Source organism: Hydrogenophaga sp., assembly GCF_030656115.1.
Classification (GTDB): Bacteria; Pseudomonadota; Gammaproteobacteria; order Burkholderiales; family Burkholderiaceae_C; genus Hydrogenophaga.
Genome location: NZ_JAUSOO010000080.1, coordinates 1 through 25,681 on the forward strand (window position 1 = coordinate 1; position 25,681 = coordinate 25,681).

The window sequence follows — 25,681 nt, forward strand, 5'->3', positions numbered from 1 at the left end:
CTTCATCGCCATTGCTTACCTGCGTATGTCCAAACTGGTCCATTTGCCAGCGAATCCGTTTGAGGCTGCAAAACCACGTAGCCAGAGGCTCATCATGCGGTGCGTCTGATGTCAAGTTCCACTCAAAACGTCATAGAGCCCCTTGATGCTGCCCACGTAGACGCAAGCAGTCGTCGGCGTAGCGCGCCAGGCTGTGGCCTCGCGCCTCCAACGCCTTGTCCACTTCGTCGAACAGTACGTTGGCCAGCAGCGGGGAGAGTGGCCCACCTTGCGGCGTGCCCAGGTGGCGATCCACCACCACCCCACCATCCATGATCCCGGCGTTCAGATACGACCGAATCAGCCGGATCACGCCAGGTAGGCATCCACCACACGGATCAACGTCCCTATTTTTCGCCCATTCGACGAAAAATTAAACAAAAAATTCCGTCAACGCAGCTTGCTTGCATTGTCGGCAACCGATCTGAGCAATTTGCCCAAGGCTTCATCGGCAGCTCGCTTTGCGGACAACGAAAAATCGCTCTTGAACTCGTCGAATTCCGCCCTTCCTTCGCCCATGGCTCGCAATTCGGTCACGAGCCGCCCTTCTCCATCGGTCACTTTGCAGACCAGTTCAATCGTGAAAATGGTTGGCGGCCAAGTAACGATGCTGGGCGAATACGACGTGGTGTTGATCTGAGGCGTAATCACGAAGCGCAAACCTTCGGACTTCACTTTCGGGTCCTGTTGTCCGCTAACCCGAACGACCTTGGTAAAACTTTCCGAAAGAGCGATGTATATCCCGGTTTCCAGATCGCGATAAGGCAGATAGCTGACCTTGTCGCCACCACCACCAGGGGTAATGACTTCGCGCTTGCGGTCTTCCTCGCTAATGGCCAGACCTACCGCATGATCAAGCTTGACCTTACCAGCTCCAATCAGGGCATCCGTGTTGCCCATCAGCGAGATGGGATGTGCACAACCCGATGCGATGACCACCAGCAACAGGGCAATCAGGGTGCCGAAAAAACGGCGCAAGATCAATCCTGTGCTCATTTCAGAGACTCCTGAAAGTTGGCATCACCCCACAGCAAAGCCAGAAGCTTCTGCACGATCAGCGGATACTGCTGCTGAGCCTTTGGGATAGCGATGTAACCCAGCAGGGATGAATCCCAGCTCAAGTCGGCACGCTTGACTTGGTCATAACGCTGCACCCCATCGTTTTTCACCACGAACCGTGCCTCAATCTCGCCACTGTTGGTAAGAATGCCGGCCGCTGCGATATCGTTCTTCAACAGTTGTCCGCTGATCTCGAGCTTGGAGTTTGGATCGAGCTTGCCCGCAAGTTTCAACTCCTTTTGCAGAGCGTCAGCAAGGTAAGCCGCATAGTCGGATCCTACAGGGGAGTCCATCTGATTGCCGCGCAAACCGATTGATCCACTGGTACCGGACTGGACAGTAAAGCTACCCACCTTGACGGAGGCCGGTGCTTTTTTGAGTTGCTCAATGTTGTCCAGCGAGGCGTTGTACTGGGGGGCTTTGATGGCGCACCCGGTAGAAAGGAGCAAGGCGGCAATGGCAACACAACTCAGGAGCGAGCGAGATGAAAACATCGGATGTACTGATAGTAAAAGGGACCAAAGTTTAACCATGAAAATAAGGATCCGAGTTCATCACGCCATGCAAGGATGAACAAGGAAAAGACAATGAGCACAATGGGTGGCGTAATCATCTCCGCTCGCTCGGAGTCCAAAGACTGAAATGCAACAACGCAAAAGAGGCTCCCGAAGGAGCCTCTTTTGCGTCAGACGGAGCCCATGGCCCGAAGGCCATTCGCTCCAGACCGGATTCAGACAGCCTTGGCGGCTTTTTTCACCATGTCGGTGGTCTGCTTGGTTGCGACAGCAAAGTTCGACTGAGCGGCTTCGGTGGCTTTCTTGATGCTGGCCTGGGCCGACTCGACGGCTTTCTGGCTGTTGCTCAAGGCGTTCTGGAAAGCGGCCACAGCAGCTTCAGAGCCAGCAGGGGCGCTCTTGACGAGCTGTTCCACCGAGGCGCCAAAGGCCTTTTGTGCTTCGGCCATCTTGGCTTCGATCTGCTTGGTGACGTCGGCGCTGCCTTCGGTGGCAATGCTTTGCACGTGCTGGAAGTAGGCGGTGGACTTTTCGGCCATGGGCTGAACGAAGCCGGTTTGCAGGGTCATGAATTCCTGGGGCGTCTTGACAGCCATGGAGGCTTTGGCGTGGCTGAAGGACTCGCTCATGATGGCTTTGGAAGCGGCCATATTGAGTTCAACCAGTTTTTCAGCACCGGTGAAGGCTTTTTTGAAGGCAGCTTCGAAGGCTTCCATGTTGGCTTTGTTGGCGGCCATGATCTGTTCAGCGGGGTTGTTCATTTCGGTTTCCTTGAGGTGGAGTGGAGGGATTGAGCCTTGAACACGGATCGGGTGACCGATTTATGTTGCAGTGCAGCATGGTTTGAATTCTACGGGTATTCCCGAAGATGGCAAGCATTTTTGCTGCACTGCAGCAAAGTTAGAGACATTCCCCCAACATCTACCATGGGCGGTGGGAACGAAAGCCGCTCAGGCCGAGGCTGGTTCACCCGGTGCCGGGAAACCGTTGCGCCCTGGGAACTCGGGCGCCAGGGCGCGGGCGTTGGGCATCTTGAGCCACAGCCGCAGCATTTTGCGGTGCCGTGCGGGGTCGGCATCGTCCTGAAAGTCGTTGCGCGAATGCAGCACGGCGTAGTTGTTGGCGAACTGCAGGTCGCCGGGCTCCAGCATCATGTCCAGGCGGATGCTGGGCTGGTGCATGACGGTATCGAACAGGTCCAGCGCCTCGATCTCCACCCTCGACAGCGGCTGTTGGCGGATCTCGTGGCCCAGCTCGATGTACTGGCGCAGGTAGCGGCAGCTGAGCTTGCCCTGGTGGTGGCTGAAGATGGGCGACAGGCTGGGCAGCGGCTCGCACAGGTGGGCGAAGTACAGGGGGCGGTAATACAAGCCCAGGTACTCGGGGTGCTTTTCCAGGATCTCGTTGTAAATGGCGGCCACGCTCACCAGGCTGCTCAGACCGCCGGCTTTGGCCTTGCGCACGCAGAGCAGGCCCACCACGTCGGACGGGTCGGAGTGGTAGGGCAAATACAGGTTGGTTTCGTAGACGCGGGTATTTTTGTCGCTGGCATCGCCCACGTTCATCACCGTGCCGATCCGTTCACCGCGTGGGTTTTGGCATACCGGCTGGCCCAGGTGCAAACCGAGGCCGTAGTACACGGTGTTGATGTCGTCGTCGGTGTAACGCTCGACCGGCAGGCCGCGCAGCGCCAGGAAACCACGGCCGTTTTCCAGCTCGTCGGCCCAGCGCTGGAGTTCGGGCTCCAGGGCTTTCAACGGAAAGTCTTCTTTGCCAAAGTGGGGGAAACGCAGGCCTTGGGCTTTGACGTGGGCAAGCGCGGCGTCGATTTCGGCAACCGATTCGCGGCTGAGTGGGTGGAGCCAGGTGGTGTCACCGGCGAGATCGGCGCCGCGCCAGGCGGCGGGGCCGGTGATGGGTTGTTTCAGGATGAGGCTCACAGAAAGGCTCCTTCAAGCAGGGAGAAACAAGAAAACCCACACGCGGGCCACAGGCAGCGCCCCGTCAAAACACGGTGGTCACCGCGTCCACCACGCGGTAGGTGTCGTCCACCACCGGCAGCCAGCGCCATTTGTCGAACGTGGTGCAGGGGTGCGAGATGCCGCTGGCCACGGTTTCGCCCAGGCGGGGCCATTCGGCCTCGGGCGCCATCGGGTCGAAGCGCAGGTAGGCGTGCTGGTCGTTCAAGGCGTCTGTGCGCCAGTGGCTGGGCACGGCCTGTGGTGCACCGCCTTGGGCGTCTGAGCGCCAGATGGGCTGCGGCAGGTCCAGGTCGTAAGACACGTCGCGCTTGCCCATGCTCAACAGCGCCAGGCCGGGCTCGGGCTGGCTCTGGACGCACGCCAGCACCTCCAGCGCGGGCTTGAGCGTTTCCCGCAGGTTCAACCGCTCGCCCACGCAGCACAGGTAGCGCGTGTAGCGTTGGTGGTCGTGCGTGAGGTAGCAGCCCGAACGCAGCACGCCGCGCACCGGGCGGCCCAGCTGGGGCGTGAGCCGTTCAGCCACCAGGTCAAAAATGGCGGAGCCACCGGCGCTGAGGATGATTTCTTCGTGCGCAAACCAGCCTTGCGCGATGGCTTCTCGCGCGATCGCGGCGACACGGTCCATGAGCTGCTGCACGGTGGCGCGGTCTTGGGCGTGGTTGCAGGTGGCGGTGGTGCCTTCGTAGCACTCAATACCGGCCAACTGCAGCACCGGACTGGCGTGGATGCGCTGGGCAAGTTGCCGCGCCCCGTCTGCGGTGCGGCAGCCGGTGCGCTGGCCGGCCATGCCCAGCTCCAGCAGCACCTCCAACCGGCCCTGGAAACCCCGGGCTGCCGCCCAGGCTTCAATGTGGTCCACCTGGCCGAGCGAGTCCACCAGAAACAGCGTGCGCAGCGTGGGCTGCTCAGCGTGCAGCAGCGCCAGCGCGTCCAGCTCGGCACGCTGGATCACCTGGTTGGCGATCAGCAGCACCGGCACACCGTGGCGCGCACCCACCGCCGCCTGAAACACGGTGGCGAAGCTGATGCCCCAGGCGCCCGCGTCCAGTTGCATGCGCCACAGCTCGGGCGACATGCTGGTTTTGCCGTGCGGCGCGATGAACAGGCCGCGCTGCGCGCAGAAATCGCGCATCCAGTGCAGGTTGTGCTGCAGCGCGCTCTGTTTGAGCACGGCCAGCGGCAAGGCCAGGTCGCCGTGCAGCAGCTGCCAGTCTTGCTGACCGATCTGCTCACGCGACAGTGGCGCCTGGCCCGCAGGAAAGCCCTTGAGGTGGGGGCCAAAGGTGGGTGTGTCAGGCATGGTGCTTTACTGGCGCTTCTTTACTGGCGGTTTTTGCGCGCCTGGGCACGCCGCACCTGGCGGCTTTGTCCGGCCAGCTGTTGCTGGGCCTGCTGGGCGGCGCGGCGGGAACGGATGCGTTTGCCCAGCGCGCGGGCCACGATGAAGGCCAGCACAGCGCTGGCCACGATGATGAACAGGGCGGTGAGGTCCATGCCGTTCACGCCACCCGCGTGATGCGGTTGGGCTTGAAGCCCAGATCGGCCGCCTTGCCTTTGCGGCCCCGAACGGCACGCGCGTTATTCAGGCTGCGAATTTCCAGCGTTTCGTCGCGCTCTTTGCCGCCACGGCCCATGCCTTCAATCTTCACGCTGCGGGTGTACGGCGCCGCACCGGCCAGGGTGTCTTTGTCTTCCAGGTCGATCAGCATGAGACCGCGCCCGCCTTTTTCCATGGCCTTGAGCTCGGTGATTTCAAAGGTGAGGATGCGCCCGCCGGTGGAGGCGCAGGCCACGTGCGTGGCGGGCAACAGCGGCTGGCCGCCCGAGGTGTGGGCGGCGTGCGATGGCGCGCAAATGGTTTCGCCGTCACCCAAGCTGATGAAGGCCTTGCCGGCTTTCTGGCGCGACACCAGATTCTCCACCGTGGCCAGGAAACCATAGCCGCCGGTGCTGGCGAGCAGCAGCGTGGCGTTGGCCGGGCCGGCGAAGTAGTGCAGCGGCTGCGTGCCGCTCTCCAGCTCGATGAGGGTGGTGATGGGCTGGCCGTCGCCCCGGGCGCCGGGCAGGCTGGCCACGGGCACGCTGTAAACACGGCCGTTGTTACCGAACACGATCAGCGTGTCCACCGTGCGGCATTCAAAGGTGCCATACAAGCCGTCGCCCGCCTTGAACGCAAAGCTGCCAGCCTCGTGGCCGTGGCCAGTGCGCGCCCGCACCCAGCCTTTGCTGGAGATCACGACAGTGACCGGCTCGTCCACCACCTTGATCTCGGCCACGGCCTTTTTCTCGGCCTGAATGAGTGTGCGGCGCGCATCGGCAAAGGTTTTTGCGTCGGCTTCGATCTCTTTGACCATCAGGCGTTTCAAGCTGCCGGGATTGCCCAGAATGTCTTCGAGCTTGCCCTGCTCTTGGCGAAGGGTGCTGAGCTCTTGTTCAATTTTGATGGCTTCAAGCCGGGCCAGCTGGCGCAGGCGAATTTCCAGAATGTCTGCGGCCTGGCGCTCGCTGAGCTTGTAGGCTGCGATGAGCGCGGGCTTGGGCGCATCGCTGTGGCGAATGATGCGGATCACCTCGTCGATGTTCAGCAACACCAGCTGCCGGCCTTCCAAGATGTGGATGCGGTCGAGCACCCTGTTCAGCCGGTGCTGCGAGCGGCGCACGATGGTGGTCTGGCGGAACGCGATCCACTCGTTCAGCATGAGCCGCAGGCTCTTTTGCGTGGGCCGTCCGTCCAGGCCGATCATGGTGAGGTTGATGGGCGACGAGCTTTCCAGGCTGGTGTGGGCCAGCAGCGCGGTGATGAGTTCTTGCTGCTGGATGCGGCTGCTCTTGGGCTCAAACACCAGGCGCACAGGCGCGTCTTTGCTCGACTCGTCGCGCACCACATCCAGCACCATCAGCATGCTGGCTTTGAGCTGCGTCTGGTCCTGGCTCAGTGCCTTTTTACCGGCCTTGACCTTGGGGTTGGTGATCTCTTCAATCTCTTCCAGCACGCGCTGGCTGCTCACGCCCGGTGGCAGCTCGTTCACCACCAATTGCCACTGGCCGCGCGCCAGATCTTCAATTTTCCAGCGCGCGCGCACCTTGAGGCTGCCACGGCCGGTGCGGTAGGCGTCGGCAATGTCGCCCGCCGGGCTGATGATTTGCCCGCCACCGGGGTAGTCGGGCCCGGGCAGGATGGTCAGCAAGTCTTCTTCGCTGAGCTGCGGGTTTTTGATGAGCGCCACGCAGGCGTCGGCCACCTCGCGCAGGTTGTGGCTGGGAATTTCGGTGGCCAGGCCCACGGCAATGCCGCTGGCGCCGTTGAGCAGGTTGAACGGAAGTCGGGCCGGCAACTGCTTGGGCTCCACGGTGGATCCGTCGTAGTTGGCGATGAAGTCCACCGTGCCTTCGTCGATCTCGTCCAGCAGCAAGCCGGTGATTTTGGCCAGGCGCGCTTCGGTGTAGCGCATGGCAGCAGCGCCGTCGCCGTCGCGGCTGCCAAAGTTGCCCTGGCCGTCGATCAGCGGGTAGCGCTGCGCGAAGTCTTGCGCCATGCGCACCAGCGCATCGTAGGCGGCACTGTCGCCGTGCGGGTGGTAGCGGCCCAGCACATCGCCCACCACACGGGCGCACTTCACCGGTTTGGCGGCGGGGTTGTGGTTGGTGCCGCTGTAGCCCAGGCCCATGCGGTCCATGGCGTACAAAATGCGGCGCTGCACCGGCTTCTGGCCATCGCACACATCGGGCAGCGCTCGGCCCTTGACGACGGACAGCGCGTACTCCAGGTAAGCGCGCTGGGCGTAAGTGGCCAGGTTGTCTTCGCCGGGCAACTCTGCCGGTGCGAGATCGAGTTCAGGGGTGTCGTTCATGTGGTTTCAGCTGTCTTGATGAGGAACCGCTGCGCGAGAAATGCCTGCCGTCCAGAACATCGCGGAACCGGCTTTGCCGGGCCGCGGATGTTGCCTCCCAGGGGGGGTGACGCCGCAGGCGGCGCGGGGGGTATCCAATATCTATTTCCACCGAGTCGCCGTGCAATTCCATGAGTTCGCGGCGCGAAGCGGCTTCGCCCTTGCCCATGAGTTTGGTGATGAGCGCTTCGGTGGCGGCAAAGTCCATAGACCCGAGGTTGACCTGCATCAGGCGGCGGGTGTCGGGGTTGAGCGTGGTGTCCCACAGCTGCTCGGCATTCATTTCGCCCAGACCTTTGAAGCGGCTGATCTGGCACTTGTCGCGCGGCACGCCGTCTTTTTCGGCCTTGTCCAGGATGGCGTGCAGCTCGCCCTCGTCCAGCGCGTACTGTTTGAGCGCCGGCTTCTTGCCGCGCGCAGGCACGTCCACCCGGAACAGCGGCGGTCGCGCCACGTACACGTGGCCGGTCTCGATGAGCTTGGGAAAATGCCGGAAAAACAGCGTCAGCAGCAGCACCTGGATGTGCGAACCATCCACGTCGGCGTCGGACAGGATGCACACCTTGCCGTAGCGCAAACCGCTCATGTCGGGTGTGTCCAGCGGGCCGTGCGGGTCGATGCCGATGGCCACCGAAATATCGTGGATTTCGTTGTTGGCAAACAGGCGGTCGCGCTCCACCTCCCAGGTGTTGAGCACCTTGCCGCGCAGCGGCAGAATGGCTTGGCTTTCCTTGTCACGGCCCATCTTGGCGCTGCCACCGGCCGAATCGCCCTCGACCAAAAAAACCTCGTTCTGCGCCAGGTCTTTGCTTTCGCAGTCGGTCAGCTTGCCAGGCAACACGGCCACGCCCGAGCCCTTGCGTTTTTCCACCTTCTGGCCGGCCTTCTGTCGCGACTGCGCGGCCTTGATGGCGAGTTCGGCCAGCTTCTTGCCGTAGTCCACGTGCTGGTTGAGCCAGAGTTCAAGCGCCGGGCGCACAAAGCTGCCGACCAGGCGCACCGCGTCGCGCGAGTTCAGGCGCTCCTTGATCTGGCCTTGAAACTGCGGGTCGAGCACCTTGGCTGAGAGGACATAGCTGGCGCGGGCAAACACGTCTTCGGGCAGCAGCTTCACGCCTTTGGGCAGCAGTGCGTGCAGTTCAATGAAGCCCTTCACCGCCTGAAACAGGCCGTCGCGCAGACCACTTTCGTGCGTACCGCCCGCGCTGGTGGGGATCAGGTTCACATAACTTTCGCGCACCGGCTGGCCGTCTTCGGTGAAGGCCACGCACCAGTTGGCGCCCTCGCCTTCGGCAAAGCTGTCGTGCCCGCTGTCGGCGAAGCCCTCGCCCTCAAACAGCGGAATCACCGGCTCGCCGTGCAGCGTTTGCTGCAGATAGTCGCGCAGGCCGCCTTTGTAGAGCCACACCTGCGAGTCTTTGGTTTTCTCGTTCACCAGGGTCACCGTCACGCCCGGCATCAGCACCGCCTTGCTGCGCAGCAGGTGGGTGAGTTCGTTCATGGGCAGCGCGGCGGATTCGAAATACTTGGCATCGGGCCAGGCGCGCACCGTGGTGCCTTGTTTGCGATCGCCCTCCCCTTTGGGCGCGATCACGAGTTGTTCGATCACATCGCCCGCCGAGAACGCCAGCTTGGCCACCTTGCCTTCGCGGTAGCTGGTCACTTCCAGCCGGGTCGAGAGCGCGTTGGTGACCGACACGCCCACGCCGTGCAAGCCGCCCGAGAAACTGTAGGCGCCACCGCTGCCTTTGTCGAACTTGCCACCGGCGTGCAGCCGGGTGAACACCAGTTCCACCACCGGCGCTTTTTCTTCCGGGTGCAAGCCAAAGGGTATGCCCCGGCCATCGTCTTCCACGCTCACCGAGCTGTCGGCGTGCAGCGTGACCTTGATTTTTTTGCCGTGCCCGGCCAACGCTTCGTCGGCCGCGTTGTCCAGCACTTCCTGAATGATGTGCAGCGGGTTGTCGGTGCGGGTGTACATGCCCGGACGTTGCTTGACCGGCTCCAGTCCCTTGAGGACGCGGATCGAACCTTCGGAATAAGCATCGCTGGCGGCGACGGACTTGGGTGCAGCGGGTTTCTCTGTCATGCGCGGCATTGTAGAGCGCCGCACCATTTGGCCTAGAAACCACAATTGATCGCTTATGTGAACGTGTAAGTTATTGATATTAAAAACATTATTGATATTCAGACCAGTCACCCATCTGGTGAAAATGTGGATCGCCCGGTGGCGCCACCCTGGTGCAGGCTGGCGGCATTGTTCCTCCTGGCTGGCAGCCGCCAGCAGCGGCGCCGCGCCTTGCCAGCACGCCCCAGACAGCCCTCTCGGGCGCGTCCAACTGCGGCTTTCCGGAGCTTGTCGAACTTGGGAGTCGCCGGCTGCACATCGACCACAGCGGCCCACGTACCCGCTTCTTGACCCACAGCGGTGCTATGGGCCTGCGAATCGGGCAAAAACGTTCCGCACGGGGGCTGTTTTTTGCTTTCGGCGCTTCAGGTCCGACCGGCTCCTCGCTCGACGCAAGCGCAGTTTTCTGATGGCCATGGCTGAGTGCACGGTCAATTTCCCCAAGGTGGCAGCGGACGTGGGGCAAATTCGCTACATTCGCCGGATGTCCATTGCCTCAAAAAACCCCTCCGGAGCCATGCCTACCCCGGGCCCCGCCGGTCTGTCCACCCTGCAGGTGCTCGCCTGCGGTGCTTTCATCGTCACGCTGTCCATGGGCATCCGCCACGGTTTTGGTCTGTGGCTGCAGCCTGTGACCCAGTCCCAGGGCTGGACACGCGAAACCTTTGCCTTTGCCTTGGCGGTGCAAAACCTGTCCTGGGGGGTGTTCGGTATTTTTGCCGGCATGGCGGCCGACCGCTTCGGCGCCTTCAAGGTGCTGGTGATGGGCGCGGTGCTGTATGCGTTGGGCCTGGTCGGCATGGCCATGTCCACCACCTCGGTGGGCTTTGCGCTCACGGCAGGCATTTTGATTGGCGCGGCTCAGGCCGGCACCACCTACGCGGTGATTTACGGCGTGATCGGGCGGCAAATACCGGCTGAAAAACGCTCGTGGGCCATGGGCGTGGCGGCGGCGGCAGGCTCGTTTGGGCAGTTCCTCATGGTGCCGGTGGAAGGCTGGCTCATCAGCAGCTTCGGCTGGCAAGAGGCTCTCATGGTGCTGGGCGCAGCGGTGCTGCTGATCATGCCGCTGGCCTGGGGCCTGCGTGAGCCGGGCTTCGCGGGCGGCACCATGCCCAAGCGCGAGCAATCCATTGTGCAAGCGCTGCGCGAGGCGTTCAAATACCGCAGCTTCCAGCTGCTCATGGCGGGCTACTTTGTGTGCGGCTTCCAGGTGGTGTTCATTGGTGTGCACATGCCCAGCTATTTGAAAGACAACGGGCTGTCGCCCCAGGTGGCGAGCTACGCGCTGGCGCTGATTGGCCTGTTCAACGTGATCGGCACCTACGCGGCGGGCGCGTTGGGCCAGCGCATGCCCAAGCGCTACATCCTGGCGTTCATTTACCTGGCGCGTGCAGTGGCTATCAGCATCTTCTTGATCGTGCCGCTGTCTCCCGCCAGCGTGTATGTGTTTTCTGCCGTCATGGGCGTGCTGTGGCTGTCCACCGTACCACCCACCAACGCGGTGGTGGCACAAATCTTTGGTGTCGCCCACCTGTCCATGCTCGGCGGGTTTGTGTTTTTCAGCCACCAGATTGGCAGCTTCATGGGCGTGTGGCTGGGCGGTGTGCTGTACGACCGCACCGGCAGTTACAACATCGTCTGGTACATCTCGATTGCCTTGGGTGTGATGGCCGCGCTGATCAACCTGCCGGTGCGGGAGTCTGCCATCGTGCGCGGAACCCAACGCGTGGGGGCCGCAGCGTGAAAACCACCGGCTGGAACGGTCTTTGGGCCAAGACAGCCCTCTGGGTGGGCATCGGTGCGGCGCTGCTGGTCACCCTGTCGCTGTACAACCAGCCCGACTTTCTGTTGAACCTGGCCGACCAGCTTTGGAGTTGCTTCTGATGCCCCGTACCGCCGATCCATCGCCAGGCCCCGCTGTGTTGCACGGCAACGAAGCCCCCTCCAGCTGGGTGCGCCGCTGGACGCACCTGATCGCCACGGGCGGCACGGTGCTGGACGTGGCCTGCGGTCATGGCCGCCACCTGCGCTGGCTGGCCGCGCAGGGCCACAGTGTGACGGGCGTGGACCGCTCGCCCGAGGCCATCGCCGCCGTGGCACCGCTGGGGCGCGCCGTGCTGGCCGACATTGAAAACGGACCCTGGCCGTTTGCTGGCGAAACGTTTGACGCGGTGGTGGTCACCCACTACCTGTGGCGTCCGCTGCTGGCGCAAATCGTGGCCAGCGTGGCGCCGGGTGGGGTGCTGCTGTACGAGACCTTTGCCATCGGCCACGAAACCGTGGGACGGCCGGCGCGGCCCGACTTTCTGCTGCAACCGGGCGAACTGCTGCAGGCCTGTAGCGGGCTGCGGGTGGTGGCCTTTGAGGACGGCTTTTGCAGCACGCCCGAACGCTTCGTCCAGCGCATCGCGGCGGTGCGCGAAACCAAGGCCGCCGGGGGCCTGCCAGCGCGTCATCGGCTCGACATCCCTGAGTAGAATGCAAGATTCCGTGCCCATCGCGGGCCGGCCCGTCCTGACGCTGGGTCAGGGTGCATTCTTTCGAGCCTGAAGCTTATGAAAACCATCACCGGCAGCATCGTGGCCCTGGTCACGCCCCTGTTAGAAGACGGCAGCGTGGACTACCCCACCCTGCGCAAACTGATCGACTGGCACATTGCCGAGGGCACCGACTGCATCGGCGTGGTCGGCACCACCGGCGAGTCGCCCACGGTCACCGTGGAAGAGCACTGCGAGATCATCCGCGTATCGGTAGAGCAGGCGGCCAAACGCGTGCCCATCATGGCCGGCTGCGGCGCCAACTCCACCGCCGAGGCCATTGAACTGGCCAAATTTGCCCAAAAAGTGGGCGCCGACTGCCAGCTGCAGGTGGTGCCCTACTACAACAAGCCCACCCAGGAAGGCCAGTACCAGCACTTCAAGGCCATCGCCGAAGCCACGGGCGACCTGCCCATCGTGCTGTACAACGTGCCCGGTCGCAGCGTGGCCGACATGTCGGTCGAAACCGCCCTGCGCCTGGCGCAAGTGCCGGGCGTGGTTGGTATCAAGGAAGCCACCGGCAACATTGAGCGCGCACAGTGGCTCATTCGCGAAGCACCCGAAGGCTTTGCCATTTACTCGGGCGACGACCCCACCGCCGTGGCGCTGATGCTGTGCGGTGGCCAGGGCAATGTGAGCGTGACCGCCAACATTGCCCCGCGCCTGATGCACGAACTGTGTGTGGCCGCCATCGCGGGCGACGTGAAGCGCGCCATGGACATCCAGTTCCGCCTGATGCCGGTGCACAAAAACCTGTTCGTGGAAGCCAACCCAATCCCGCTCAAGTGGGCCATGGCCCGCATGGGCCTGTGCCTTGAAACCATGCGTCTGCCGCTCACGCCCATGTCGCGCGCGCTGGTGCCGGTGGTCGAGAACGCCCTGCAGGACAGCGGGCTGATTGCCTGAAGCCCCCGCTTGCTGCGGCCGCCAACCTTGCCCTTACATATTCCCCTCTCACCAAGCTCCCCAACATGCCCACTCCCGCACCGTTTGACACAGCATCCCACCCGGCCGCCCGGGTTCACACCGGCGTGCGGATGGCCCGCCTGAGCCTGCTGGCCGCTGCAGCCGTGCTGGCCACGGGCTGCTCCATCTTGCAAGAAGACAAGATCGACTACAAAAGCGCTGAGCGCGGTGTTTCGTTGGATGTGCCTCCCGACCTGACCCAGCTGAGCCGCGATTCGCGCTACAACGTGCCCGGTTCCGTGGTCACGGCCAGCGGCTACCTGACCGCGCAACCCGCACAAGCTTCAAGCAGTACCACTGCGGTCAACACCGTGGGCGACGTGCGCATTGAACGTGCTGGCAACCAACGCTGGCTGGTGATCGACCGTCCGGCCGACAAGCTCTGGAGTCCGGTGCGCGACTTCTGGCAAGAGAACGGTTTCCTGCTCGAACTTGACCAGGAGAACCTGGGCATCATGGAAACCGACTGGGCCGAGAACCGCGCCAAACTGCCGCAAGACATCATTCGCCGCACCATTGGCAAAGTGTTTGAAAACCTGTATTCCACCGGGGAACGCGACAAATTCCGCACCCGTCTGGAACGCAACACCGCAGGCGGCACCGAGATCTACATCAGCCACCGCGGCATGATCGAGGTGTATTCCAGCGCACAAAAAGACCAGACGGTGTGGCAACCCCGCCCTGTCGACAGCGAACTCGAAACCGAATTCCTGCGCCGCCTGATGGTGAAGCTGGGCATGAGCGAAGCGCAGGCCAAAGCGGCCACTGAAACCGAACCGGCACAGGCTGCGGCGCGGGTCACCACAGTCAACAACCTTCCCGTGGTTCAGATCGATGATGGTTTCGACCGCGCCTGGCGCCGGGTCGGCTTGTCGCTCGACCGCACCGGCTTCACCGTGGAAGACCGCGATCGCACGCAGGGCATTTACTTCGTCCGCTACGTGCCGGCACAGGCCACCGACGCGGCCAAGCCTGGCTTCTTTGGCCGTCTGTTTGGTGGCTCCGCATCGCAAGCTGCGCCCGTCAAATACCGTGTGGTGGTGCGCAGCAGCGGCGAGAACACCACGGTGTCGGTGCTGGACGCCCAGGGCCAACCTGAGAACTCGGCCAATGCGCAAAACATCCTTCAATTGCTGGCCAACGACCTGAAGTAACCCAAAGTGCTGCAGGTCGAATCACACCTGCAGCGCACCCAAACAAAAAAGCCGCCCGTGGGCGGCTTTTTTGTGCCCGGGCACCAGGCCCGGGTGCAGCAATTACTGCGCAGGCTTGGCAGCGGCTTTGGCGGCTTCAGCAGCAGCGTCGGCAGCGGCTTTGGCTGCATCGGCAGCACCAGCGGCAGCGGCGTCAGCGGCTGCACCGGCGGCGGCTTCAACTGCACCAGCAACGGTAGGCGCTGCAGCTGCATCGGTAGCGGCAGGCGCTGCGTCGGCTGGAGCCGCTGCAGGCGCAGCCTCCACAGGTGCTGGTGCAGCAGCAGGTGCCGGCGCCTCAACAGGTGCTTCTTCTTTTTTGCCGCAAGCGGTCAGGGCAACGGCGGCCAGCAGGCTGGCGATCAGGATGGTTTTTTTCATGAAAATTTCCAATGGATGTGTACAAAACGAAGCAAAACGATTGAACCGACCAAAAAAAAACCCGAACGTTGATTCGAGTTGGATCGATTCAGCCTGGCGCCCATTTTTGAATGTGTGTCCCGGCTGGGTCGGAATCATACGATGGAAAAATCAACCGTATTTACCCTGGTCAACTTTTTCTTTTTCTCATCAAAAAGTGTTGCAAAAAAGATAATTGAATACTATTTATCTACAATCCAAGAATGCTCGGCGGCAAAGAAGGGCTTCCTTTTTGCCACCAGTGGTCAAGCCTTTCCGCCAACGCTACATGGTCTCGGGCTTCGCGGCTCGCCACCATGACGCCGTGGGTCGCATCGATGCGCTCCAGCGTCCAGGCGGGCGACCAGATCGCGCTGGGCCATTCATCGGCCGATGCACTGTTGCAGGCACGAACCTCAATGACATGAGCCCACGCCACCCGCCATTGCACAAAGCGTGGATGTTGCAAGCGCAAGGGACCAAAGTCCCGCCCCAGCATCTGCAGTACCCGGCCACGCCGAGCCCAGGCCTGCAGCGAAGCCACCACAGCCCGCTCACCCAAGGGCCAATCGGAAAAATCGGGGTCGCAGAGCACCAAACGAGGCCAGCCTTCGGCGGCGGCTGTGGCCAGTGACTGGCGCACCAAGTCGGCAAACAATGGCCGGCCCTGCAAACGCCCTTCGGGCAAGGGCTGCAAGGTGGTGGGTACATCGGGCGCACGGAAAGTGTCGGTCATGGCAGGCTCCTGGTGAGCTTGAACGAAAGTTTTCAGCCTTTCAGGCCAGCGTGCAGCCAACCGGCCTCAAACCAGTCTTGCAGCAGCGCGAGCGCGTCGGCGCTGGCACGTTGCACCTGCGCTGCGCTGAGGCGGCGCTCGTCCGCCAACGTGCGCATGAGTCGCGCATCGGCACCGCCAGCGCGCAGGCTTTCGCCGTTGATGAACACGTGGCGCTCGTCGTACATCATGCGGGTGCGTCGGTCCAGCTGTAGGGCACCGGGCACCCAGCCGGCCTCGGGCTCTTCAAACCATACCCGCGGCTTGGGCTCGGTCATGACCTCACCCAATGCGCAAGCCAGCGACTGACGCTCGGCCAGCAAACGCTGCAGCGCATCCACCGCAAACGCTTCCAGCGCGGGCGGCATGGCGGCGGGTGTGGCGGTGGCGGGTTGGCTGGGATCGCGGTAGAGCGTGGCATCTTCAAAGTCGTCGGCCATGCGCTGGAGCAGTTCGCCGGCCAGCCCCCCGCGCTGGGGCACGCGAAAGCCCACCGAATAGGTCATGCAGCCGTCACCCACCGCCACGCCGTCGTGCGCCCAACGCGGGGGCAGGTACAGCATGTCGCCGGGGTTCAGCAGATGCTCTTCTTCGGGTTCGAAGTGGCTCAAAATTTTCAGCGGCACCCCCTCTTCCAGCGTCAGGTCTTTTTGCCGGCCAATGCGCCAGTGGCGCTGGCCACTGGCCTGCAGCAAAAACACGTCGTAGCTGTCGAAATGCGGGCCCACCCCGCCGCCATCGCTGGCCCACGAGATCATCAGGTCGTCGAGCCGGGCGTCGGGCACAAAACGGAAGCGCTGCAGCAGTTCGTGCGCAGCATTCACATGCAGATCGACCCCTTGCACCAGCAGCGTCCAACGAGGCTGTTTGATGGGCGGCAAAGCGGTGCGTGCCAGCGGCCCGTGCTTGAGCGTCCAGCCTTGGGCCTGGTGCACGATCAGGCGCGACTCAACCGCTTCGTCAGCAGCCATGGCAAACAATTGTGGCCGGGTGAGAAAGGGCTTGAAGCCGGGCACAGCATTGCGAATCAGCAACGGCTTTTTTTGCCAGTAACGGCGCATGAACTGCGCGGGCGACAGGCCGCCCAGCAGCGTGCTGGGTGCGTCGGGTTGGGGGTGCGCGGGCGCCACTGGGGCGCCGGTCAGACTGGATGGGTTGGCTTTGAACATGGGACAATTGTCCAATGAAAAGCCCTATGACCATCACCGAACAATGCGTTGTGGCCCTGACCTGGACGCTGAAAGACACGCTGGGCGAAGAACTGGATGTGCTCGACGAGCCGATTGAGTTCTTTGTCGGCGGCAGCGACTTGCTGGCCAAGATTGAAGAAGCCCTGCAAGGCCATGAGGTCGGCGACACGCTGGACCTGCACCTGGAGCCGCAAGACGCCTTTGGCGACTACGACGACCGGCTGCTGTTTCTGGAGCCTCGCCACCTGTTCCCCTGCGAACTTGAAGATGGCATGGGCTTTGATGGCCTGCCCGCAGGATGCTACCCCAGCGCCCCACAAGACCGCATCTATTTTGTCAGCGACATTTACCCTGAACATGTGGTGTTGGATGCCAACCACCCACTGGCAGGCATTGCGTTGCGCATCTCGCTCAAGGTGCACGCTGTGCGCGAAGCCGAAGAACGCGAAGTCGGCTCAGGTTCACTGGGCACCGGCTTCTTCAGCATGCAGGTCACCCCAGCGCCAGAGGTCGGCACATCCGACGACGACACTTCCACACTGCACTGAACCCAGACTGGGTGCACACCAACGAAAGAGGGCTCCATATCTGGAGCCCTTTTCGTTGCAACCGCGGCGCTCAAGACCGTCCGGTTGATCCGTAGCCCCCTGCCCCGCGTTCGCTCGCGGCGGTGAATTCAGACACCACGTTGAATTGGGCCTGCATTACCGGCACGATGACCATTTGCGCAATGCGCTCCATGGGCTCAATGGTGAAGGCCACGTCGCTGCGGTTCCAGGCGCTCACCATGAGCTGGCCCTGGTAGTCGCTGTCGATCAGACCCACCAGATTGCCCAGCACAATGCCGTGCTTGTGACCCAGACCGGAGCGCGGCAGGATCATGGCGGCAAAGCCCGGGTCGGCCAGGTGAATGGCCAGACCCGTGGGAACCAGTTGCCAGGCGTTGGGCGGCAGGGTCAACGGTGCGTCCAGGCAGGCGCGCAGGTCCAGACCTGCGCTGCCACGGGTGGCATAGGCGGGGAGCTGTTCCGCCATGCGCGGGTCCAACACTTTCACATCAATCTGCACGGGAGGTGTCCTCACTCATTCGGCTTTTTTCATCGCGTCTTCGAGCGCCTTGGCCGGATCCACTTCGCCTTCATCCTCCGCTGCGGCGGGTTCAGACGCCTCGGCGTCCCCTTCGCTACCACCGCTCATGTTGGGCTCATCGTCATCGTCGGTCTGCAGATCTTGCATGTTGTTCAACATGTCGCTCACAGCAGCGTCATCCACCACGATGGCCTTGCCCAGGTTGCCGGTCACGATGCCCGGGTTGAACAGAATCACAGCGACCATGATGACCTGCAACACGATGAAAGCAATGGAGCCTTTGTAGATCTGGGCGGTGGTCACCGCCTTGATGCGCTTGCCGGTGACCAGATCGTCGTAGTCGTTGCGCGCAGCCACACTGCGCAGATAGAACAGCGCAAAACCAAACGGCGGCGTGAGGAACGAGGTTTGCAGGTTCATGGCCAGGATGATGCCGAACCAGATCAGGTCGATGCCCAGCTTGTCGGCCACCGGCGCCAGCAACGGAACCACGATGAACGCGATCTCGAAGAAGTCGATGAACATGCCCAGGATGAACACCATGAAGTTCACCACGATCAGGAAGCCGAGTTGGCCGCCGGGCAACTTGTCAAACAGGTGTTCGACCCAGATGTGACCATCGGCAGCGTTGAACGTGAAGCTGAAGACCGTGGAGCCGATCAGGATGAACATCACGAAGATGGCCAGCTTGGTGCTGTTTTCCATCGCCTGCTTGAGCAGGTTGAACGACAGTGTGCCCCGCGCACCGGCCATGATCAGCGCGCCAATGGCACCCATCGCGCCGCCTTCGGTCGGGGTCGCCACGCCCAGAAAGATGGTGCCCAACACCAGAAAGATCAACACCAGCGGCGGGATCAGAACAAACGTAACACGCTCGGTCAGGCGCGACAGCAGGCCCAGTTTGAACAACCGATTCAGCAGTGCGAGCCCCAGTGCCAGAAACGCACCGATGGCGGTTGAGAGGATGAACACTTCGTCACCCGGTGCGGCGTTTTCGCGTCCCAGCCAGGGGTTCATGATGGACTCATGAACCTGCGACCACAGCACACTGGCCACAGCACAAATCACCAGCAGCAAGAGCAGCGACATATGGCCGCTGGACCCATTGGGCTCGTTGTAAATGCGCGCCTCGGGCGGCAAAGCGGGTACCCAACCGGGCTTGACCAATGCGACGACCACGATGAACAGCAGGTACAAACCCACCAGCATCAGGCCGGGAACCAAGGCTCCGGCATACATGTCACCCACCGAGCGGCCGAGCTGGTCGGCCAGCACGATCAACACCAGCGACGGCGGCAGCGCCTGTGCCAGCGTGCCCGAGGCGGTGATGGTGCCGGTGGCAATGGTGCGGTTGTAGCCGTAGCGCAGCATGATGGGCATGGCAATCAGGCCCATGGAAATCACCGAAGCAGCCACCACACCCGTGGTGGCTGCCAGCAGCGCACCGACCAACACCACGGCAATACCCACACCACCACGCAACGGACCGAACACCTGACCCACCGTTTCCAGCAGGTCTTCGGCCATGCGGCTGCGCTCCAGCACGATGCCCATGAGTGTGAAGAACGGTATGGCCAGCAACGTGTCGTTCTGCATGATGCCGAACACCCGCAGCGGCAACGCCTGGAACAGGTTGGAGGGAAACAGCTCCAACTCCATGCCGATCAGGCCAAAGAACAACCCGGTGGCAGCCAATGAGAAAGCGACAGGAAAACCGATCAGCAAAAACACGAGCAGCCCGACGAACATCACCGGGACAAAATTGGAGGACAAAAATTCAACCATGGTGCAACCCGATCAGTGCTTGTTGGCCGAAGCGAGAGACGCTTCCAGCTTGTGTTTTTCTGCATCGGCAATTTCTTTTGCCAACAGCTCGGTTTCACTGGGGCCCGTGTGGCTCAGCGGGTCGGGACCCTGGCCCGTCAGAAAGGCAAAACGTTTGACCAGCTCGCTCAAACCTTGCAACATCAGCAAGGCAAAACCCAAGGGAATGAAGAGGTACACCGGCCAGCGAATCAGACCGCCGGAGTTGGACGACATTTCACCCGACGTCCAGGCATTCACAAACAGCGGCCAGCCCTCGACGATCATGAGGTAACACAAAGGGAACAAAAAGATAACGATGCCGCCAACGTCAATCCAGTTGCGGGTGCGGTCGCTGAACTTGGTGGAAATGAAGTCGATGCGCACATGGGCATTGCGCAAGAAAGCGTAGCCGCCGCCCAGCATGAACACCGCAGCAAACAAATACCACTGGATTTCAAGCCAGGCGTTGGAACTGGTGCCAAAGGTCTTGCGTATGACCGCATTGCCGGCACTGATGAGCGTGGCCGCCAGAATCAGCCACATGGCCAGCTTGCCAATGAGATCGCTGAGGCCGTCGACCAGACGGGATAGTTTGAGCAAAAGAGGCATGAATATTCCCCAATGGGTTACTGGTGAGGGTGTGTACAAAAAGCGGTTGCGTCTGTTGAAACAAACAAATCGCCACGGCGGTGGCGTGGCGAAATTGGCCGGACACCAAGGCACCCTGGGTAGGATGACTTGGTGTCCGATCAAAAAACCCCGCAAAGGCGGGGTTTTTGTCGGACTCGAAAACCGATTACAGCTTGGCCGACTGCATGTAGCGGTCAAACTGGGCTTCGGTGAAGCGGAACCAGAGGTTTTGCTCTTTGCGGAAATTGGAGTAATCCGTGTAGATTTTTTTCCAGTTCGGGTTGCTCGCGCTAAGTTCTGAATACAGCGCCATCGACTGTTTGAAGGACTCGTCCATCACCACTTTAGGGAACGGCAGCAACTTCGCGCCACCGGCCACCAGGCGCTTCAAAGCAGCTGGATTGCGTGCGTCGTACATGGCTTGCATGGTCGTGTGCGCATGCGAAGCTGCGCACTCAACGATGGCCTTGTTTTCGGTCGACAAGGCGTTGAACGCGGCCTTGTTGATGTAGAAGTCGAGCTGTGCGCCACCTTCCCACCAGCCAGGGTAGTAGTAGTTCTTGGCCACTTTCTGGAAGCCGAGCTTTTCATCGTCGTAAGGTCCGATCCACTCGGTCGCATCGATGGTGCCTTTTTCCAGGGCCTGGTAAATTTCGCCGCCGGGAATGTTTTGCGGCACAGCGCCCATGCGGGTCATCACCTTGCCGGCAAAGCCACCCACACGCATTTTCAGGCCCTTGATGTCAGCCAGCGTCTTGATCTCCTTGCGGAACCAGCCACCCATCTGGGCGCCCGTGTTGCCACCGGGAAAGTTCACGATGTTGTATTGGTCGTAGAACTCGCGGAACAGTTTCAGACCGTTGCCGTCGTAGTACCAAGCGGTGAGCTGGCGGCTGTTCAGACCAAACGGAATGGCTGTGCCCATGGCAAAGGTGTCGTCTTTGCCGAAGTAGTAGTAAGGCGCGGTGTGACCGGCTTCTACCGTACCGGCTTGAACCGCATCCACCACACCGAAGGCCGGCACCAGTTCACCAGGGGCGTGCACCGTGACGGAGAACTTGCCGCCCGACATTTCGTTGACTTTTTTGGCGAACACGTCGGCCGCGCCGTGAATGGTGTCCAGTGCCTTGGGAAAGCTGGAGGTCAGTCGCCAGCGGATGGCGGCTTGCGCGTGAACGGCGGGTGCTGCACCGGCGGCAAGCACGCCGGCAATGCCTGCGTGCTTGATGATGGAACGACGATCCATATTGGGTAACTCCATGGTTGTTGAAATCTCACTGACTTGCGCGACTGCACAAGCCTTCGACGTTAAAGCCGACATTATTTTAAGAGCGGCGCAGGCTGCATTGTCGGGGGTTTTCCCTTGAGGAGGTCCCGAAATCGCAGGTTTTCAACATCATTTTTGAACGCCATGGATCGCATGCAATTCAGCTCAAAAGGCGTGTGAAAAAACATCCCAAAAATAGCGAACCGTGCCGATTCAAGACTGCCGTTTGTCACGCGAAACGCGCGCGTGCACGTCGTGTGCATGGATCGACTCGAAGTTGGTGACATCGACCGAGTAGGCATCGATGCGGGCGTCACGCTCCAGCGCCAGCGCCACATCGCGCACCAGATCTTCCACAAACTTCGGTTGCGCGTAAGCCCGCTCGGTCACCCACTTTTCGTCGGTGCGCTTGAGCAGGCCCCAGAGCTCACAGGAGGCGTTGTCTTCTGCAAAACGCACCAGATCTGTCCAGGCCATGGGTGCATTGAGCAGCACCTCCATCCGGATGTGCGAACGCTGGTTGTGGGCGCCATCGTCGCTGACCTCTTTGGAGCAGGGGCACAACGATTTGACAGGCACGGTGGCGATCATGCGAATTTCGGTAATTGCGCCAGCGGTGCGCCCGACCGACCATCCGCCGTCGTACTCCATCAGACTTTGCAGACCTGAAACAGGTGCCGCTTTGCGAATGAAGAATGGAAAGCGCACATCAAAACCGCCAGAGGTGGTTTCCAGCAGCGACAGCAACCCGGGCATCGCCGTTTGCAGCCGCTCAAAGGTGACGGGCAACGCAGCGCCATCGGCTGGCTGGGTGAACCCATCCAGCCAGGCCAGCAGACGCGACATGTGAGCGCCTTTTTGCTCGGCACGCAGCCCCACATGCACATGCCAGGTGCCTACGCTGTGCTGCATGCGATCCGACACCAGCAACACAATGGGGTAGCGCAAATTTTTCACACCCACTTGGGCAATGGGCATGGCGCGCGGGTCGTGCCGACCTTGCACGTCAGGCATGCGCATATCAGCGGTTCGACAGTCCATTACGCCACCGCTTTCAAACCAACTTCTGTTTCCAGCAGATCGCCAAAGCGCTGACGCACCGAGCGCTCAATGCCGGTCGCATCCAAGCCCAGCATGGACAGGAGTTTGGTCGGGTCACCGTGTTCAATGAATTCGTCGGGCAGGCCCAGTTGCAATACCGGCAGGTTCCAGCCCTCGGCTTGCAAGACTTCAAGCACGGCACTGCCGGCGCCCCCTTGAAGACACCCCTCTTCCAGCGTCACCAGGGCTTGGTGATTCTGCGCAAGCTCGCGCAGCAAATCCAGGTCGATCGGCTTGGCCCAGCGCATGTTGGCCACGCTGGCACCCAACTGGTTGGCGGCTGCCAGGGCGGGGTGCAACAAGGTACCAAACGCCAAAATAGCCACACCACGGCCTTTGCGGGTCCATTCACCGCGACCGTAAGGCAGGCCATCCAGCCCGGCGGGCTGTACAGCGCCCACACCGGCACCGCGCGGATAGCGCACCGCCACCGGGTGGTTTTGTTCAAACGCGGTGCTGAGCAACTGCCGGCATTCGGCCTCGTCTGCAGGACAGGCCACCGCCATATTGGGAATGCAGCGCAAATAGGCAATGTCGTAGGCACCGGCGTGGGTGGCGCCGTCGGCACCCACCAGACCAGCGCGGTCCAGCGCGAACACCACGGGCAGGTTTTGCAGCGCCACATCGTGAATCAGCTGGTCGTACCCGCGTTGCAAAAAGGTGGAATAAATGGCCACCACCGGCTTCAGGCCTTCGCAGGCCAGACCGGCAGCAAAGGTGACGGCGTGCTGCTCGGCAATGCCGACGTCGAAATAACGGGCCGGAAAGCGGCGCTCGAATTCGACCATGCCAGAGCCCTCGCGCATGGCCGGCGTGATGCCCACCAGGCGCGGGTCGGCTGCAGCCATGTCGCACAACCACTGACCGAACACCTGGGTGAAGGTGGTTTTCGGTGGCGTGACGGGCTGGGTAAGGCCCACCGCCGGATCGAACTTACCGGGGCCGTGGTAAGCCACAGGGTCGGCTTCGGCCAATTTATAGCCTTGGCCTTTTTTGGTGACCACGTGCAGAAATTGCGGGCCGCTGTCGGTGTCGAGCAGGTGGCGGATGTTTTCCAGCGTGGGAATCAGCGAGTCGAGGTCGTGACCGTCGATGGGACCGATGTAGTTGAAACCGAACTTTTCGAACAACGTGGCCGGCACCACCATGCCTTTGGCATGTTCTTCCAGGCGCTTGGCCAGTTCAAACAGCGGAGGGGCATTTTTCAGCACCTGTTTGCCCACGTTTTTCGCAGCCGCATAAAACTGACCGCTCATCAGCTGTGCGAGGTAGCGGTTGAGCGCCCCCACGGGCGGTGAGATCGACATGTCGTTGTCGTTCAGCACCACGAGCAGACGGCCCTCGGCCACGCCGGCGTTGTTCAGCGCTTCAAAGGCCATACCGGCGGTCATGGCGCCGTCGCCAATGATGGCCACAGCGTTGCGGTTTTCGCCCTTGATCTTGGCGGCCAGCGCCATGCCCAAAGCCGCTGAAATGCTGGTGGACGAGTGCGCGGTACCGAAGGTGTCGTATTCGCTTTCTTCGCGGCGCGGAAAACCGCTGATGCCGCCCTGCTGGCGCAGGCTGTGCATGCGGTCGCGCCGGCCGGTCAGGATCTTGTGCGGGTAGGTCTGGTGACCCACGTCCCAGACCAACCGGTCTTCGGGTGTGTTGAACACGTAATGCAGCGCCACCGTCAACTCAACGGTGCCCAGGTTGGAACTCAGGTGCCCACCGGTGCGGGCCACGCTGTCCAGCAAAAAGGCCCGGAGCTCATCGGCCAGCGGGTGCAACTGGGTGCGCGACAGGCGCCGCAGGTCGGCAGGTGACTGGATGTGGGACAGCAAAGAACTCATGGATTGGGTCACGTAAGTCGCTCTCAAGGGGCTCTGTGGGCCGTTGTGATTCAGTGGGCGCGTTGCCCTACCCAGTCGGCCAGGGCATGCAAGGTGTCCAAATGGGGCAGACCGGTCTGGTCCAGCGCACTGTGCGCCTGGTCCAGCACCCGGTCGGCGTAGGCCTGGGCTTGTTCAAGCCCCAGCAGAGACACGAAGGTGGGCTTGTCGCAGGCAGCATCTTTGCCCGCTGTCTTGCCCAGGGTGGCGGAGTCGGCCGTCACATCCAGAATGTCGTCAACCACCTGAAAGGCCAGGCCCAGACTGGCACCGTACTGCGCCAACGCGGTCAACACGCCCGCGCTGACATGCCCAGTGGCGGCACCCATCATGACGCTGGCCTGCAACAAGGCACCGGTTTTCTGTCGGTGCATGGCTTCCAGGGCCGCCTGGTCCAAGGCCAGCCCCACACTGGCCAGGTCCACCGCCTGCCCGCCGGCCATGCCCGAAGAACCGGCAGAGCGCGCCAGCAAGCGGCACAGCAGAGCGGCCATACCGGGCGCTACGCTGCCGTCGTCGGGCACCAGCAATTCAAAGGCCAGCGCCTGCAAGGCATCGCCTGCCAACAGGGCCTGCGCTTCGCCAAAGCGCACATGCACCGTGGGCTTGCCACGGCGCAGCACGTCGTTGTCCATGCAGGGCATGTCGTCGTGCACCAGCGAATAGGCGTGTATCAACTCCACCGCACAAGCCGCGCGCATGGCCGCAGCGGGCGAGCCGCCCATGGCGGCACTGGTGGCCAACACCAGCAACGGGCGCAGGCGCTTGCCCCCGTCCAACACAGCGTAACGCATGGCTTCGCCCAGACCCGCAGGCGCGTGCGGCGACACCCACAAAGACAGGGCTTGCTCGACAGCGGCCTGCTGCGACGCGCGCCAAGCCACAAAAGAAGGGTTTTCAGGCAACAAAACGGTCATTCAGCGACTTCCGGGGGGCGGGTTGCATGGCAAACGCGGCATTCATGCGGCGTCCCAGGGCTTCAGCTCATCGCCGTCGAGCACCTTGATCTGGTTCTCCACGGCTTCAAGCCGTGCACGGCAATAGGCCAGCAACTCAGCGCCACGCTGGTACTGCGTGAGCAGCTGGTCCAGTGGCAGCTGACCCGCGTCCAAGCGAGCCACGAGCTGTTCCAGCTCGTCGAGTGCAGCCTCGTAGCTGGTGGCCACGGGGCTGGCCGAGCGGGCGCGCGCCAGGGATTTGGTGGGTGGGGATGGTGTGGGTGAGGTCATGGAACTGCA

The 25,681-nt window shown here is 62.0% G+C and carries 24 protein-coding genes and 2 pseudogenes; 6 read left to right on the plus strand and 20 right to left on the minus strand.

Translation table 11 applies throughout. The features are described from left to right. Positions 1-169: 169 nt before the first annotated feature. The 9 genes and pseudogenes from Q7J58_RS11265 to Q7J58_RS11305 form a co-directional block, all read right to left on the minus strand. Positions 170-352: pseudogene (locus Q7J58_RS11265) on the minus strand (reverse transcriptase domain-containing protein); the annotation flags it as partial. A 77-nt stretch (positions 353-429) separates the two neighbouring features. After that, entirely contained in the window at positions 430-1,035 is a 606-nt protein-coding gene (locus tag Q7J58_RS11270; protein ID WP_304827703.1) for a hypothetical protein, read from the minus strand. After that, on the minus strand, positions 1,032-1,592 hold the full coding sequence (locus Q7J58_RS11275; RefSeq protein ID WP_304827707.1) for a hypothetical protein: 561 nt from the start codon (positions 1,590-1,592) through the stop codon (positions 1,032-1,034). Before Q7J58_RS11275 ends, Q7J58_RS11270 begins: the two co-directional genes overlap by 4 nt. Positions 1,593-1,828: 236 nt before the next feature. Continuing rightward, on the minus strand, positions 1,829-2,374 hold the full coding sequence (locus Q7J58_RS11280; RefSeq protein ID WP_304827710.1) for a phasin family protein: 546 nt from the start codon (positions 2,372-2,374) through the stop codon (positions 1,829-1,831). Positions 2,375-2,563: 189 nt separating this feature from the next. Continuing rightward, on the minus strand, positions 2,564-3,553 hold the full coding sequence (locus Q7J58_RS11285; protein WP_304827713.1) for a TauD/TfdA family dioxygenase: 990 nt from the start codon (positions 3,551-3,553) through the stop codon (positions 2,564-2,566). 64 nt (positions 3,554-3,617) lie between these two features. Further along, on the minus strand, positions 3,618-4,895 hold the full coding sequence (locus Q7J58_RS11290; protein WP_304827716.1) for an amino acid deaminase: 1,278 nt from the start codon (positions 4,893-4,895) through the stop codon (positions 3,618-3,620). Between the two features lie 20 nt (positions 4,896-4,915). Next, positions 4,916-5,089, minus strand: a complete 174-nt coding sequence (locus Q7J58_RS11295) for a hypothetical protein (protein WP_304827719.1) — start codon at positions 5,087-5,089, stop codon at positions 4,916-4,918. Positions 5,090-5,094: 5 nt separating this feature from the next. Next, positions 5,095-7,446: a DNA topoisomerase IV subunit A gene (gene parC / locus Q7J58_RS11300; protein WP_304827721.1), complete on the minus strand. Its 2,352-nt coding sequence runs from the start codon at positions 7,444-7,446 to the stop codon at positions 5,095-5,097. A gap of 136 nt (positions 7,447-7,582) precedes the next feature. After that, positions 7,583-9,574, minus strand: a pseudogene (locus Q7J58_RS11305) (DNA topoisomerase IV subunit B); the annotation flags it as partial. A gap of 556 nt (positions 9,575-10,130) precedes the next feature. Between Q7J58_RS11305 and Q7J58_RS11310 the strand changes: the two are divergent. From Q7J58_RS11310 to bamC, 5 genes are all read left to right on the plus strand, one after another. Continuing rightward, entirely contained in the window at positions 10,131-11,360 is a 1,230-nt protein-coding gene (locus Q7J58_RS11310) for an MFS transporter (RefSeq protein ID WP_304827728.1), read from the plus strand. Next, complete coding sequence (locus Q7J58_RS11315) at positions 11,357-11,500, plus strand: hypothetical protein (protein ID WP_304827731.1); 144 nt, start codon at positions 11,357-11,359, stop codon at positions 11,498-11,500. Before Q7J58_RS11310 ends, Q7J58_RS11315 begins: the two co-directional genes overlap by 4 nt. Further along, positions 11,500-12,093 (plus strand): class I SAM-dependent methyltransferase, encoded by a 594-nt coding sequence (locus tag Q7J58_RS11320; protein ID WP_304827734.1) that lies wholly within the window; start codon positions 11,500-11,502, stop codon positions 12,091-12,093. Before Q7J58_RS11315 ends, Q7J58_RS11320 begins: the two co-directional genes overlap by 1 nt. Positions 12,094-12,171: 78 nt before the next feature. Next, complete coding sequence (dapA, locus tag Q7J58_RS11325; protein ID WP_304827736.1) at positions 12,172-13,059, plus strand: 4-hydroxy-tetrahydrodipicolinate synthase; 888 nt, start codon at positions 12,172-12,174, stop codon at positions 13,057-13,059. 131 nt (positions 13,060-13,190) lie between these two features. Next, positions 13,191-14,273, plus strand: coding sequence for an outer membrane protein assembly factor BamC (gene bamC, locus Q7J58_RS11330; RefSeq protein WP_304828012.1), 1,083 nt, complete (start codon positions 13,191-13,193; stop codon positions 14,271-14,273). Positions 14,274-14,375: 102 nt separating this feature from the next. Here the strand turns inward: bamC and Q7J58_RS11335 are convergent, their stop codons facing one another. The 3 genes from Q7J58_RS11335 to Q7J58_RS11345 all read right to left on the minus strand — a co-directional run bounded on the left by Q7J58_RS11335 (position 14,376) and on the right by Q7J58_RS11345 (position 16,547). Continuing rightward, a complete protein-coding gene (locus Q7J58_RS11335; protein WP_304827739.1) occupies positions 14,376-14,693 on the minus strand; it encodes a hypothetical protein in 318 nt (105 codons plus the stop codon). Between the two features lie 229 nt (positions 14,694-14,922). After that, entirely contained in the window at positions 14,923-15,447 is a 525-nt protein-coding gene (locus tag Q7J58_RS11340; protein WP_304827742.1) for a hypothetical protein, read from the minus strand. A gap of 32 nt (positions 15,448-15,479) precedes the next feature. Further along, positions 15,480-16,547, minus strand: coding sequence for a cupin domain-containing protein (locus tag Q7J58_RS11345; RefSeq protein ID WP_304828015.1), 1,068 nt, complete (start codon positions 16,545-16,547; stop codon positions 15,480-15,482). A 134-nt stretch (positions 16,548-16,681) separates the two neighbouring features. On the opposite strand from Q7J58_RS11345, the gene Q7J58_RS11350 reads away from it, so the two are divergent. Next, positions 16,682-17,224: a peptidylprolyl isomerase gene (locus tag Q7J58_RS11350; protein WP_304827745.1), complete on the plus strand. Its 543-nt coding sequence runs from the start codon at positions 16,682-16,684 to the stop codon at positions 17,222-17,224. Between the two features lie 70 nt (positions 17,225-17,294). Here Q7J58_RS11350 and dut read toward each other — a convergent pair whose 3' ends face one another. The 8 genes from dut to Q7J58_RS11390 all read right to left on the minus strand — a co-directional run bounded on the left by dut (position 17,295) and on the right by Q7J58_RS11390 (position 25,672). Then, entirely contained in the window at positions 17,295-17,744 is a 450-nt protein-coding gene (gene dut / locus Q7J58_RS11355) for a dUTP diphosphatase (protein ID WP_304827748.1), read from the minus strand. A gap of 15 nt (positions 17,745-17,759) precedes the next feature. Next, the gene (locus tag Q7J58_RS11360; protein WP_304827750.1) at positions 17,760-19,550 is read right to left on the minus strand and encodes a TRAP transporter large permease subunit; all 1,791 of its coding nucleotides are present in this window, start codon (positions 19,548-19,550) and stop codon (positions 17,760-17,762) included. A 12-nt stretch (positions 19,551-19,562) separates the two neighbouring features. Further along, positions 19,563-20,180, minus strand: a complete 618-nt coding sequence (locus Q7J58_RS11365; RefSeq protein WP_304827751.1) for a TRAP transporter small permease subunit — start codon at positions 20,178-20,180, stop codon at positions 19,563-19,565. A 187-nt stretch (positions 20,181-20,367) separates the two neighbouring features. Then, positions 20,368-21,447: a TRAP transporter substrate-binding protein gene (locus Q7J58_RS11370; RefSeq protein ID WP_304827753.1), complete on the minus strand. Its 1,080-nt coding sequence runs from the start codon at positions 21,445-21,447 to the stop codon at positions 20,368-20,370. A gap of 234 nt (positions 21,448-21,681) precedes the next feature. Continuing rightward, the gene (gene folE2, locus Q7J58_RS11375) at positions 21,682-22,482 is read right to left on the minus strand and encodes a GTP cyclohydrolase FolE2 (protein WP_304827755.1); all 801 of its coding nucleotides are present in this window, start codon (positions 22,480-22,482) and stop codon (positions 21,682-21,684) included. 26 nt (positions 22,483-22,508) lie between these two features. Beyond that, positions 22,509-24,404, minus strand: coding sequence for a 1-deoxy-D-xylulose-5-phosphate synthase (dxs, locus tag Q7J58_RS11380; RefSeq protein WP_304827757.1), 1,896 nt, complete (start codon positions 24,402-24,404; stop codon positions 22,509-22,511). Between the two features lie 50 nt (positions 24,405-24,454). Then, positions 24,455-25,360 (minus strand): polyprenyl synthetase family protein, encoded by a 906-nt coding sequence (locus tag Q7J58_RS11385; RefSeq protein ID WP_304827760.1) that lies wholly within the window; start codon positions 25,358-25,360, stop codon positions 24,455-24,457. 42 nt (positions 25,361-25,402) lie between these two features. Further along, positions 25,403-25,672: an exodeoxyribonuclease VII small subunit gene (locus tag Q7J58_RS11390; protein ID WP_304827763.1), complete on the minus strand. Its 270-nt coding sequence runs from the start codon at positions 25,670-25,672 to the stop codon at positions 25,403-25,405. Positions 25,673-25,681: the final 9 nt, after the last annotated feature.